This is a genomic window from Mycolicibacterium aubagnense, from assembly GCF_010730955.1.
Lineage (GTDB): Bacteria > Actinomycetota > Actinomycetes > Mycobacteriales > Mycobacteriaceae > Mycobacterium > Mycobacterium aubagnense.
Window position 1 is genome coordinate 1512643 of record NZ_AP022577.1, and the last position, 12704, is coordinate 1525346.

Below are 12704 nucleotides of genomic sequence, written 5' to 3' on the forward strand. Positions count from 1 at the left end.
GTGTCAGTTTGGTGATTATTCGCAGGAGATCATCTGGCGCGCTTGGCCAGTGCTGCTGGATCAACAATGCTGACCACCTTGCCGTGTATGCGGATCCAGCCTCGATCGACGAACGAAGCAAGAGCCTTGTTGGCTGATTCGCGGGTCGAGCCGGCGAGCTGAGCAAGTTCGTTCTGGTTGAGCTGGTGGTCGACGCGCAGTGTGCCGTTGTCCGACTCGCCGAATCGGTTCGCCAGGTCCAGTAGCAGTGTGGCCAGGCGCCCGGGGACGTCGTTGAACGTCTGATCACACAGCTTGTTGTTGGTCCGGCGCAGCCGCCGCGCCAGCACGCGAAGCATCTGTTCGGCTGCTTGGGGTTCCTGGCGTATCCAGGACAGCAGTGCTGGCCGAGTCATCGTCGCAGCCCGCACGGCCGAGATTGTGGTGACGGTGGATGTGCGCGGACCCGGGTCGAGGAGGGCAAGTTCACCGAAAACCTCGGAGGGCCCCAGCACGGCGATCAGGCTGTCAGAGTGTCGCGTTGCGCAGGCCACTTTCACCCGGCCGGCGGTGATGACGTAGAGCCGGTCGCCGGCATCCCCTTCGCGAAACACGTTGTGCCTCTGCGGAAACGACACCCAGTCAAGCTGCGCGACCGCTGCGGCCAAAGCGTCTGGCCCTACGTCTTGGAAAATGCTGGCGCGCGCCAAGATGTCATTCATCCCAAACCCGCCAACCCGAAATCGATCCGCCTACCATCGACACCCCCAGCGCCCCCGTCACCATTTGCCAGCTAGCAATAGCACACTCCACCGTTCCTTAGCTGACGTAGGTGGTTTGCTCGCCATCCCCACACACGCTACCGGTTGACGTATCAGTCCGCATATGCCAAAGTTCGCGACATCGGTGAAAGACCATGCAAGCCGGGGGGCTTAGGACTGGTCTTCACAAGGGGGGATTTGTGCATGCTCGGCCGTCAAGAGCCGTCGCGGCGTGGCGCCGCGACGCTCATAGTGTTCGCTGTATCGGCAGCCTTGTGCGTGTGGACGGCCGGCACCGCGGCCGCCGATCCGCAGCCGATGCCGGACCGGTGGACGCAGTTCGTCACCGATGACGGCTGGGTGGTGGACGTGAACACCACCAACGAGGTGATCAACCACATCGACAACCTCGCCGGGGCATCCAACTCCTGGCAGGCGCGGGTGACGCTGCGCTCCGAAGCCCGCATTACCGGCACCGGCGGCGCGGTGATTCAGGACGCCCAACTCGAATCCGGGTATTTCGTGGGGTGCCGCACCGACTCCTCGCCCGGTGTCGAGGTCGGCGCCGATATCGGGATCAACCCGTATCAGCAGATCAACGGCCAGGTCTACGGCGGCGGCTACGGGCAGGGTCAAGGCGGCGCCGGTGGCGGTGGTGGTGGCGGAGGCGGTTTCGCCGGCGCCTCGGCCGGGGCCACCCTCGGGGTACAAGAACACCTCGGCGGCTACATCCGAGTGTTGTTGAAACCCGGTGGGCTGGCCCAGGTTCCGATGGACCGGATCAGCTTGCGCAGCATGCACGCGGTGTCCAACCTGCGCGATCAAAACATCGAAGCCGACGGCTGTGGTGGCCAGGTGAAGATCCAGTCCTACACCACCATTCGGGTGCGCACCGACAACGGCAACGACACCCAAACCCTCTACGGCGAACCCAAGGACTTGTGATCGTGGCAACCGCATTGCGTTCAGGACACCAGCGGCAGTCCGTTAGTCGGCGGGCGGCGGTCACCGCAGCGGTGTGCCTCACCATGACCAGCGTCGGCGGTGCCGTCAGCGTCGCCGGCACCGCCGGCGCGGATCCCGCGACACCGGCACCGCCCCCCGTACCGGTGCCGGTGTCGCGGCCCATGCCTGAAGATCCCGGCCGGGTCAATCCGATTGGCGGCGCGCGTGTTTCGTCCACCACCCCGCAAGGTGAGACCGCTGGCATGGAGCGGCCCCTGGCCGCCCAAGCCGAACGCGGCGCGGCGACGGTACCGATGTGGGCCAAAGACGGCATATTCGCCCCCACCGCGCACCCCAACCGGCAGATCGCCATCCACCTACCCGGCGAAGTCACACTGGGCCCGGCCGCCTGGCTACCCGGCGGCGGCGCCATCTACGGCTCCAACGATGTTGACTATCAAGTCATCCCTTACGCCGGAGGCGGGGTCGATATCACCGTGACCCGCAAGACCGTGTTCTCCGCTTCCACGATCCCCTTTGGCGTGAAAATGCCTGCAGCCACGCATCTTCGACAAGGCAACAACGTGGTGCTGGTGGAAACCGATGCCGCACCGGGCAATCCGGCCCGCGTCATCGGCACCTTCAGCATCCCGGCCGCCACCGACGCCAACCAAGCCCTCGTCGGCGTCACCCCCACGCTCGGGCCGGGCTTCCCGCCAGGACAATCCAACCTCACCATCGATCTCGGCCCGACAAGCATTTTCGCGTTCCCTGTCACCATCACCGTGTCCTACCGGGCCTCCGACGCGGCCACCACCGGCGCGCCAACCACCAACTGGGGCGGCCTGCCGCCCGGAACACCCGCTGCCGCGGTGACTCCCCCGGTTCCTACCGGGTACGTGACCGACCCGTCGGGCGCACACCGACCCGACGGTGTTGACCCCACCGTCTATGCGCAGCGCCACTCCGGGCACTGCCAAGGCGGCCCCGACACCTACGCCAGCAGCGACGGGCGTGCCGCGAACTTCGTAGCCGCGTGCCAAACCCAACAACTCTGCCTCGCAGGCACTCCCGCACGCACATCGGTCGACTCCTGCAACGACCGGCTACTCGCGCACATGTCCATCTCTTGCGTGACGGTGTTCGGCCAAACCGGCGACGACTACGACGCCTGCATCCGCACCGCCTCCGACGAAGTCACTTGGGCCAAGGCCAACATGGCCGGCGGACCCGAATAGGCCGACGCGCGTTTCGCACTGGTTCGCCCGCAGAGTTATTGGTTCAAAGGGGAATTCGGCGATGACACCGATGAAGCGACCGAGGGTGCGTGCGTGCGGCTACCGACACGTACTCGCCATCGTCTCGATCGTGGCGTTGCTGCTGGCCGCGCTCATCACGACGACTCGCGATGAGCACGGATCAACTATTGCGGCATTACCAGGAGCCACCGCCCAACCCAGCGTCCCCGGCGGCGGATCAGGCGGCTCAGGCGGCAACGGAGGCGGACCACCTTTCCCGCTGCAGCCACCGGCAATGCCCGACGCTCCAGCGCCATTCAACGGCGGCTCCTACCCGGCCCCGTACCAGGGCAACGGCATCGACATCAACAACCCCGCTGAACAGCCCGCGCAAGCGGCGCAACAACAACCCAACTCCCAGCAGAGCAATCCCCAACAACTACAGCCCGCCAACGGCCAACAACCACCGGACTACGACGCCCCACTGCAACAACAACCACAGCCCAACCATCAAGCGCTGCAGTCGGTGTCCCCGCAGACACCACAAGCGCAACCCACCCAGCACCAGCCTCGAGAACAACCGCAGCAGAACCAGCGGAGTGAGCGCATTCAGAAGGCCAGCTGTTTTGAATCTGGTGATCTGAACCCCTTCGATTCGTGCGACGATGCGAACAAGAAAACCGATCTGTACCAGAAAATGACTTCGTGTTTGGGTGACCGCCCTGACGACGTGGTGTCGGCGGCCAACGCAGTTGGCTACGGTGGTGAGATAGAGCGTTGGACGTTGACGGATACGCGGACGCTCGAAAAGACGCAGATCGCATACAAAGTGCTGTGCACCCAAGCGAGTTTTATCCACCTTGCCGAGGATCACGATCCTCGGAATGACCCAACAAACTGGTTTGTGTGTGTATCAGCCGTGTTGAATGCGAATATCGAGGAGGCAGCTAGTAACGTTGCATTGGGTTCATTCCAGTATGATTATGGTCGAGGTACCGCCGTTGTTGTCTTCGACCCGGTCACGAAGGTCATTGTTACCACCTACACCAAAGGTCCTCGAAATGACTGGGGTGGATGCGCACGAGGAGCTCTGACAACATGATCGGCGTGTTTCTCCACAGGGTCATGGGACGTGTGGCCACCCTCGCTGTCGCGGTTGTGTGCATAGGTTGCGCCTGTGGTGCTCCACAGCAGGCGTCCGAACAATCCGCGACGCCGACAACTACTACACAATCGGTGACAGGTGTGAACCAGCAAGACATAGAATCCGTCATAAAAAATTACTTTTCCGCGTATAACAATGCGGACGTTGACGCCATGTCGAAGGTGTCTTTTGGCTATGTGTTGGCGGGAATTCAAGACAAAGGAGAAGCCTACCAAACGAACATTGTCGAGAATCTGGCCAAGAATGGCAAGGTCACAATTCTAGGGTACGGCGAATTTTCTGCTCAAAGAGATATGCGTGCCAGCATTGTGGTCTCCACGCGCCGCGATAAAGTTCCCACCAATGTTGAATTTCGATTCAACATGGTCAAGCTGAAAAATGATTGGCGTATCAATCAGATTGAACAGCTTTAATCCGGCCTCCCTCAAATGCGTGTGCTCTCGAGTCAACCTACGAGTCGCGACGCGGCGCAGTGCGATTGGTGACGGCCGTGAAAGGCCGGATTCAACTGTGACCACGACCCCGCACGCCCTGGAATGAGCGTTATTGGCGGGCGAGTTCTGCCGCGTATCCGTTGCGAGCGAACCCGGCGGTGGACGCCCAGCTGCGGGCTGCGGTAATGGATATCCCGAGAAGGTCGCACCAAATTCCCTCGCGACCCGTTGCTCCCAGCCACTCCTAAATGCGGCGAAGTTCTACTGGCCATCGGACGACCAGCCCCACTACGGAGCCGTAAACGCGTTCTCGGGTCAGAATTGGTTTCACGGCGCAAGCCGGGGTTCGAAGCGGGAGCTCGCCGGCAGTGTCAAACTCCGCTGACCACACCGTGCGTGACGATGGCCGCCGTCTCGTCGACCCAAAGCTCGTCGAGTTCGCTCTCCGGATGTAGCAACATCCGCAACATCGTTGCCCCACCGATGATTTCGATCAGCCGTTCGGGCTTGACATCAGCCTGGACCTCGCCGCGTTCGATGCCGTGCTCAAGCCGGACTCGCACCACGTCGAACAGGCCGTGGAAGCGTGCGACGACCCGCGTATTGAGTTCCTCGTCGGCGCTCATGTCCGCCATCAGGCCGGGCAGTGCCGCCCGCACGGCGGGGCTGGTGAACACGTCACGCGCCGCGGCGATCATGGCGCGGATGTCGCCGACGATGTCCCCTTCCGGGGTGGCGAGCGCCGTGGGCGACGTCGGGAAGGCCGCTTCATGCACCAACTCCGCCTTGCTCGACCAGCGGCGGTACAGGGCCGTCTTCGTGGTTCCCGCACGTTCGGCGATCGCCGCCATCGTCAGGTTGGCGTACCCGACTTCGGGCAGTAGCGCGGCGGCAGCGGCCAGTACGGCGGCATCGATCCGTGGATCGCGAGGACGCCCCGCACCGGAGGGCTTGTCAAGCGGTTGCAGGTCTGATTTCATAACGCTACGCATCGTATCGTAATTACCTCGGGAAGGAAGGTTCAGTGCCGAACCAACCGGCGGAAGGCTCCGTCACGGTCGAAACGAACGTCGACCATATTCAGCGCTCCAGCCGCGACGTGACAACAGTTCCGGACATCCTGTCACAGTGGTTGTCCACCGTGATGGAAGGTGGCATCAAGCCCGACATCACCGTCGAGAGCGGTGTGGACTCCAACGGAATGTCTTCGGAAACAATCATTCTCACCGGCCGCTGGACCGAGGACGGCACGCCGGTGGAGCAGAAATGGGTCGCTCGGGTCGCGCCGACCACCGAGGACGTTCCCGTATTCTCCTCCTACCGCCTGGACCACCAGTTCGATGTCATGCGGCTGGCCGGCGAGCTCACTGACGTGCCGGTCCCCCGCGTCCGCTGGCTGGAGAACACGGGAGAGGTGCTCGGTTCACCGTTCTTTCTGATGGACTGTGTCGACGGTGTGGTCCCGCCGGACGTCATGCCGTACACCTTCGGCGGCAACTGGTTCGCCGACGCCACCCCCGAACAGCAGCGCACCCTGCAGGACAGCACCGTCGAGGCCATCGCCAAGCTGCACTCGATCCCCGATGCCGACAAGACCTTCGGTTTCCTCCAAGAGATCGACCCGCCCGGCGACACCGCCTTGCGGCGACACTTCGGTTGGCTCAAGGACTGGTACCAGTTCGCGGCGTCGGGCCTGGGCCGCTCACCGCTGGTCGAGCGGGCCCTCGTCTGGCTGGAGGAGAACTTCCCCGAGGACGTCGCGGCGTCCGAATCGGTTCTGGTGTGGGGTGATTCGCGCATCGGCAATGTGATGTACCAGGACTTCCGGCCGTCCGCGGTGCTGGACTGGGAAATGGCTACCGTCGGCCCCCGCGAGTTCGACGTCTCGTGGATCATCTTCGCGCACAAGGTGTTCCAGGAACTTTGCGGTCTGGCTGGGCTGCCCGGCCTGCCAGATGTGCTGCGCGAAGAAGATGTGCGCGCGACCTACGAGAAATTCACCGGCGTCGAGGTCGGTGATCTGCACTGGTTCTACATCTACTCCGCCGTGGTGTGGTGTTGCGTGTTCATGCGCACCGGTGCGCGGCGGGTGCACTTCGGCGAGATGGAACAGCCAGACGACCTCGAGTCGCTCTTCTACCACAAGTCACTGCTGGAGAAGCTCCTGGAAGGAACTGCCTGATGCTCGGCCCCATGGATGAATATCCGGTCCACCAGGTCCCGCAGCCCATCGCGTGGCCCGGGTCCAGCGACCGAAACTTCTACGACCGCTGCTACTTCAACGCCCACGACCGCACCGGCGACATCTTTGTCATCACCGGAATGGGCTACTACCCCAACCTCGGCGTGAAAGACGCCTACTTCCTGGTCCGCCGCGGTGATACCCAGACCGCCGTGCACCTGTCCGACGCGATCGATCAGGACCGGCTGAACCAGCACGTCGTGGGCTACCGCATCGAGGTCACCGAGCCGCTGCACCAGGTGCGCATCGTGCTCGACGAAACCGAGGGCATCGCCGCCGACCTGACGTGGAACGGCCTGTTCGACGTCGTGCAGGAGCAGCCGCACCTCATGCGCCAGGGCAACCGGGTGACGTTAGATGCCCAGCGCTTCGCCCAATTGGGTTCCTGGAGCGGCTCTCTCGCCATCGATGGCGAAGAGATCAAGGTCAGCCCCGACACGTGGATCGGTTCCAGGGACCGCTCGTGGGGCATCCGCCCCGTCGGTGAAGCCGAGCCCGCCGGCCGCCCGGCCGATCCGCCGTTCGAGGGCATGTGGTGGCTGTACGTACCGCTCGCGTTCGATGAGTTCTCGCTCGTGATGATCATCCAAGAGGCCCCCGACGGCTTCCGCTCGCTCAACGACTGCAGCCGCGTGTGGAAGGACGGCCGGGTTGAGCAGCTGGGCTGGCCGCGGGTGAAGATTCACTACGTCTCCGGTACCCGCATCCCCACCGGGGCCACCATCGAAGCGACGGCACTGGACGGCACACCCGTCCGCTTCGATGTGGAATCCAAGCTGCCCGTGCCGATTCACGTGGGCGGCGGCTACGGCGGCGACGCAGACTGGCTACACGGCACGTGGAAAGGTGAGAACTTCACCGAACGACTCACCTACGACATGACCGACCCCGGGATCATCGCCCGCTCCGGCTTCGGCGTCATCGACCATGTCGGTCGTGCGGTGTGCCATGAGGGCAACAAACCACCGGCCGAAGGCTGGGGTCTGTTCGAGCACGGCGCGCTGGGCCGGCACGATCCGTCGGGCTTCCCGGACTGGCTGACCATGGCCCCCTAGTTTTGCTCGTCACGGGCAAACAGAAATGTCCTCGGTACAACGGTGTGCCGGGGACATTTGTGTTCTCCCGCAAGCGGGAGGTGGCTCACGCTAGCCGGCCCACCACAGGGACGCCGCCAAGATCACTTCGACCAATCCGTAGAACCAGTTGGGGTAGAACGACGTTCGGTCGCCGGCGACCGCCGAACACACCCGCCCGAACGCCATGCCGATTAATGCCGCGCTCACGGCCAGCAGGATGCCGGTGCGCACCTGCTCCGGCGCGCTGATCGCGTACCCCAGGATGACGGCGATGGCCAGCCCGAAACCGCCGTAGACCGCACGCACCTCGGCACGAGATGCCGCGTCACCCAACGTGATTCCGAAAGGGCGCAGCATCTGCGCCGGCGCGGTGAGGGCCCGCACACCCATGCCCGCGAAAAACACCGCGTTGATGCCCACCACGACGTTCGCAGCGACTGACACCGTTACCTCCTGACGACGATGGCGAGGCAACCAGCATGACGCACGCGAGTCATGCCGTCACGCGAAACGGTTCAGAGCCGCCACATTTCGCGCTCGGTGGCGGCCTGTTCGAACGCCCGGTGACGAAAAGTCTCCGGCTGACGCACTTTCGTGGCCAGATGCATCCGGGTCGCCATCGCTGCGGTCATGTCCGACCACCAGTGCATCGCGGCCGCGGCGGGGTTAAAGCCAACAGAAGCAGAGTCGGTGGCCATCGCGGTTTCCCTTCACGAACTCCGACGATGCTTGTGAGACCGCACTTCCTGGGCGACGAGCAACGTCAGCTCTAGTGCTCACGTTCAGCGACGGAGGTCGTCAATCTATTCCCGCAGCGGTGTCGGAGTTCGCCCCCTGCTTACTCCAGTCCCGCGGTGCCGTCCGGCTTGACCGTCACGGCGGCCCCGGCGAGATCCTCGCGAGTGCTGGCCTCGGCCTGCGACGCATCGGTGATCACCGCCAACGCTCGGCCGCCGTTCGGAGTGCGGACGGCGACAAAAACCTTCTCGGGCGCACCCTCCCGCGTCACCGGCGTCGTCCACGTCTCGATGGTCCCGGTACCCGACCAGTCGTTCTCGGCCACCACCGTCGGCTCCGCATCGACCGCCGATTGCACGTCCTCCCAACGGAATTCCTGCGCGGGCGGCTCGGTGCTGTAAACGCCGAAGCTGTGCTTGGTCAGGTACCCACCGTTGGCGGTGATGAGCCCGACCTGGCCCGGATCGGCGACGAGCCGTTCGGCCATGGTGGCGATGGAATGCGAGACGTAGTTGTTCCACGGGCCGCCGGCGAAGGTCAGGCCGCCGGTGACGGTCAGCGGACGCGCCGGATCGTCGAGCGCCAGGCCCAACTCGCGCGCCGCGACCTGCACCGCCGACGGGAAGCAGGAGTACACGTCGACTGCGTCGATATCGTCGATACCGAGCCCCGTCAGCTCCAGCACCCGGCGGCCCGCGATCCGAATCGCCGGTGACCCCGAGAAGCTCGCGCGCTCCCCGATCAGATAGGTGTCGTGGGCGTCGGTCCCCGCATACGGGAAAACCCACCGTTCCCTTGGTATCTGCAGTTCCTCCGCCTTGCCCACGGAGGTGAGGATGAGAGCCGCGCCCTGGTCGACCATGTTGTTGGAGTTCATCAGCTTGGTGTACGGCCAGCTGATCATCCGGTTGTCCGGGCCGGGCTGCCAGATCTCTTCGGCGGAAACGGCTTCCCGACTCCAGGCATGCGGATTACCTTGTGCCACTTGACTGAACCGCGACCACAGCTCGCCGATCCGGCGGCGGTGCTCGTCCGACGTCTCTCCCGCGGCGATCCGCAACGCCTGCTCGAACATCGGGTACACATGCGACGGGGCCACCAGACCGATCCGCAGTTCGGCGGGACCGGCCATGGTGAACTCGGGATCGCTGGGCGCGAGCGGCACAGACTCGTCCTGCTCGGTGCCGGCCAGTCGCTCGCCGCGGGCCTTCAAACGGCTGCGGGTACGCCAGGTTTCGCCACCGGCGATCAGCACCACCTCGGTGCGGCCCTGCTGGATGTCCAGGCAGGCCTGGTTCACCAGGGACTGCGGCACGTTGCCGCCGACCGGGGTGTACCGAGTCGCGGCGTCAGGTGCGCCGATGCGCTGAGCCAACAGCAGACCGGGGTCCCGGTAGCGCACCGACAGCAGGTTGACGATCCGGACGGCGTCGACCGCCTCGAGGACGCGCGGATCGGCGGCAGCCCGGGCCGCCGCTTCCATCAGGTCGACCGGCTCGCAACCCGGGTTCTCGTCGTGCTGGTTGACCTGGCCATAGCCGACGAGCACCGGGGTTCTGGGATCAAGTGACACTGATATTTCCTCTTCTGGCGCCGGACCCTTCTCCGGGATACCTCCACATTGGCGGCATCCGGGCGGCACTGTAAACGACCAGCACGGAAACCCACACATGAGCGTTCGGGACATCCAGTCGCCGTCCGGTACCGCAAATGTCCCCAACGGAAACGTACAGGTGTCGCACAATGCGATTTACAGGGCGGCGGCGACGCCATTGCATGGAACTGACACGGTGCATAGACCTGACATGCCGAAGGGTGAACACATGACAATGAGCGTGGTTGAACGCGCCGAACTCGCCGCAGCCGTGAGAGACCTGCTCCGTGAGCATTGCACCGAAGCCGACGTGCGCCGCGTCATGCGCACTGACGAGGGCTTCGATCGCGATCTATGGAACAAGCTGGCTGCCCAGGGCGTGGCGGGGTTGATCATCGACCCCGATTACGGCGGCGTCGGGTTGGGCGCGCAGGAGTTGGAGGCCGTCGCCGAGGCGACGGGCGCGGCCTTGCTGCCCGCCCCGTTCCTCTCGAGTGCGGTCTTCGCCACGGCACTGATTCAGGCCGCCGGCAGCGACGACGACAAGGCGCGGCTCTTGCCCGGGTTGGCCGACGGTTCGTCGATCGGAACCGTGGCGGCCACCGGGCCCCGTGGCACGTGGGCGCCCGACGGTGTCGCGGTACAGGCAGTCCAGCAGGATGCGGAGTACCGCCTCACCGGCAGCGCACACTACGTACTGGACGGGCAGATCGCCGACGTCGTCATCGTCGTTGCGAAACCCGAAGAGGGCATCGCACTCTTCGAGGTTCCCGTCGATGCACCCGGCTTCGACCGGACCGCCGCAACAGTTTTCGATCCCACGGTCCGGCTGTCGACCTATGCCTTCCGTCAAACCCCGGCGCGTCGCATCGGCAGCGGCGGCTGGGCCGCCGTCGAACATGCCCTGTCCCTCACGGTCATTGCCCTGGCAGGGGAACAGGTCGGCGGCACTCGCCGGCTGTTCGACATCACCGTCGAATACCTCAAGACCCGCATCCAATTCGGCCGGCCCATCGGCAGCTTCCAATCAATCAAGCATATGGCGGCCGACCTGCTGCTGGAGGTCGAATCCGCCACCTCGGCCGCGCAGTACGCCGCCGCGCAATTCGATGCCGATCCGGCGGGCGCCGACGGTCCCGTAGCGTTGGCCGGATTCGCTTGTGCGGACGCCTATCACACCACCGCCATGCAATCGATCCAGATGCACGGCGGCATCGGCTTCACCTGGGAGCACCCCGCCCACTTGTTCCTGCGCCGGGCGCGCTCCGGCCGCCAACTGTTCGGCAGCTCACGTGATCACCGTGAGCGCTACCTCGCCTCGAAAGGGGCTTGACATGACCATCGCCGCACCGACGGACGACGACCTGCGCACCGAGGTGCGTGACTGGCTCGCGCAGAACTGGACCGCACTGCCGCCAACGGACGATCCCTGGGTCAGCTCGCCCGAGGAAATCGCCTGGCGGGGAAAGGTTCTCGACGCCGGATATGCCGTGCCGACTTATCCGGCCGAATGGTTCGGGCGCGGCTACCCGAGCAAGCTCGCGGCCGTCATCCAGCAGGAGTTCCGCGCCGTCAAGGCCCCCGGCGCCTGCCAGGACAAGCACAACATCCCCGCGAACACGCTGTTCGCATTCGGGTCCGACGAGCTGAAACACGAACTGCTGCATAATTTTCTGACCGGAGCGGCCCGCACCTGCCTGCTCTACAGCGAGCCCGGCGCCGGTTCCGACCTGGCGGCAGTGAGCACCACCGCGGTGCGCGACGGCGACCGCTGGGTGGTCAACGGGCAGAAAGTGTGGACCTCGGGCGCGGCGACGTCCGAGTACGGTCTGCTGATCGCGCGCACCGACTGGGATGTGCCCAAGCACAAGGGCATGAGCTACTTCATCATCCCGATGCGTCAGCCCGGCATCGAGGTACGGCCACTGGTCCAGATCACCGGCGAGGCACACTTCAACGAGGTGTTCATCTCCGACGCGAGCGTGCCGCACGCGAATCTCATTGGTGGAGAGGGCAATGGGTGGCGGGTGCTGCAGACCGCTCTCGCGTACGAACGCTCCATCATGGGCGACGGCGGCCGCGGGTCACGCAACAAGTCCAAGGCCGACAGCCTCATCGAACTGGCGCGGGACCACGGACGCCTCGACGACGCCGTCGTGCGGGAGAAGCTGGCGAACGTCCTGGCCCTGCGGGAACTCAACCGGCTCAACAACCTTCGCGCCAAAGCGGCCACCAGCCAGGGCACGTCGAGTTCGATCATGTCGCTCGGCAAACTCGCGATGTCACGAATCCTGCACTCGGAAGCGGCGTTGAAGACCGAGATCATCGGTACCGAGTCACTGTTGGCGGGTTCCGACAACCCGGAGGCCGACGACGTCAACTTCCTGTCCCTCAACGCGTTCTTCACCTCGATCGGCGGCGGCACCGACCAGATCCAGCGCACCATCATCGGCGAACGCGTACTGGGGCTCGCGAAGGAACCCGAGACCGACCGAGACATCCCGTTCCGGCAAGCGCGGCGCAGTTGACGAA

Annotated in this window: 13 protein-coding genes; 8 read left to right on the forward strand and 5 right to left on the reverse strand. The window is 64.5% G+C overall.

Annotation, left to right across the window (positions count from 1 at the left end; translation table 11 throughout):
- Positions 1 to 29 precede the first annotated feature (29 nt).
- Positions 30 to 701 (reverse strand): Crp/Fnr family transcriptional regulator, encoded by a 672-nt coding sequence (locus G6N59_RS07520; protein ID WP_138231551.1) that lies wholly within the window; start codon positions 699 to 701, stop codon positions 30 to 32.
- Between the two features lie 357 nt (positions 702 to 1058).
- On the opposite strand from G6N59_RS07520, the gene G6N59_RS07525 reads away from it, so the two are divergent.
- The 4 genes from G6N59_RS07525 to G6N59_RS07540 all read left to right on the forward strand — a co-directional run bounded on the left by G6N59_RS07525 (position 1059) and on the right by G6N59_RS07540 (position 4501).
- A complete protein-coding gene (locus G6N59_RS07525; RefSeq protein ID WP_138231645.1) occupies positions 1059 to 1685 on the forward strand; it encodes an MspA family porin in 627 nt (208 codons plus the stop codon).
- A 2-nt stretch (positions 1686 to 1687) separates the two neighbouring features.
- Positions 1688 to 2923, forward strand: coding sequence for a hypothetical protein (locus tag G6N59_RS07530; RefSeq protein WP_234884317.1), 1236 nt, complete (start codon positions 1688 to 1690; stop codon positions 2921 to 2923).
- A gap of 130 nt (positions 2924 to 3053) precedes the next feature.
- A complete protein-coding gene (locus G6N59_RS07535; protein ID WP_138231552.1) occupies positions 3054 to 4025 on the forward strand; it encodes a hypothetical protein in 972 nt (323 codons plus the stop codon).
- On the forward strand, positions 4022 to 4501 hold the full coding sequence (locus G6N59_RS07540) for a hypothetical protein (RefSeq protein WP_138231553.1): 480 nt from the start codon (positions 4022 to 4024) through the stop codon (positions 4499 to 4501). The genes G6N59_RS07535 and G6N59_RS07540 overlap by 4 nt, the downstream gene beginning before the upstream one ends.
- 392 nt (positions 4502 to 4893) lie before the next feature.
- Here G6N59_RS07540 and G6N59_RS07545 read toward each other — a convergent pair whose 3' ends face one another.
- The gene (locus G6N59_RS07545) at positions 4894 to 5502 is read right to left on the reverse strand and encodes a TetR/AcrR family transcriptional regulator (RefSeq protein ID WP_138231554.1); all 609 of its coding nucleotides are present in this window, start codon (positions 5500 to 5502) and stop codon (positions 4894 to 4896) included.
- A gap of 44 nt (positions 5503 to 5546) precedes the next feature.
- Here G6N59_RS07545 and G6N59_RS07550 point away from each other — a divergent pair, with 44 nt between their 5' ends.
- Together G6N59_RS07550 and G6N59_RS07555 are read left to right on the forward strand one after the other, a co-directional pair.
- The gene (locus G6N59_RS07550) at positions 5547 to 6704 is read left to right on the forward strand and encodes a phosphotransferase family protein (protein WP_138231555.1); all 1158 of its coding nucleotides are present in this window, start codon (positions 5547 to 5549) and stop codon (positions 6702 to 6704) included.
- Entirely contained in the window at positions 6704 to 7819 is a 1116-nt protein-coding gene (locus G6N59_RS07555) for an Rv3169 family protein (protein ID WP_138231556.1), read from the forward strand. Before G6N59_RS07550 ends, G6N59_RS07555 begins: the two co-directional genes overlap by 1 nt.
- Before the next feature lie 90 nt (positions 7820 to 7909).
- On the opposite strand, the gene G6N59_RS07560 is transcribed toward G6N59_RS07555, so the two are convergent.
- The 3 genes from G6N59_RS07560 to G6N59_RS07570 form a co-directional block, all read right to left on the reverse strand.
- The gene (locus G6N59_RS07560) at positions 7910 to 8284 is read right to left on the reverse strand and encodes a DUF4345 domain-containing protein (RefSeq protein WP_268815812.1); all 375 of its coding nucleotides are present in this window, start codon (positions 8282 to 8284) and stop codon (positions 7910 to 7912) included.
- A gap of 71 nt (positions 8285 to 8355) precedes the next feature.
- Positions 8356 to 8538, reverse strand: coding sequence for a hypothetical protein (locus tag G6N59_RS07565; protein WP_138231557.1), 183 nt, complete (start codon positions 8536 to 8538; stop codon positions 8356 to 8358).
- Between the two features lie 140 nt (positions 8539 to 8678).
- Entirely contained in the window at positions 8679 to 10151 is a 1473-nt protein-coding gene (locus tag G6N59_RS07570; RefSeq protein WP_138231558.1) for an acetyl-CoA acetyltransferase, read from the reverse strand.
- Between the two features lie 250 nt (positions 10152 to 10401).
- Here G6N59_RS07570 and G6N59_RS07575 point away from each other — a divergent pair, with 250 nt between their 5' ends.
- Positions 10402 to 11505, forward strand: a complete 1104-nt coding sequence (locus tag G6N59_RS07575; protein ID WP_138231559.1) for an acyl-CoA dehydrogenase family protein — start codon at positions 10402 to 10404, stop codon at positions 11503 to 11505.
- Between the two features lies 1 nt (position 11506).
- Positions 11507 to 12700: an acyl-CoA dehydrogenase family protein gene (locus G6N59_RS07580; RefSeq protein WP_138231560.1), complete on the forward strand. Its 1194-nt coding sequence runs from the start codon at positions 11507 to 11509 to the stop codon at positions 12698 to 12700.
- Positions 12701 to 12704: the final 4 nt, after the last annotated feature.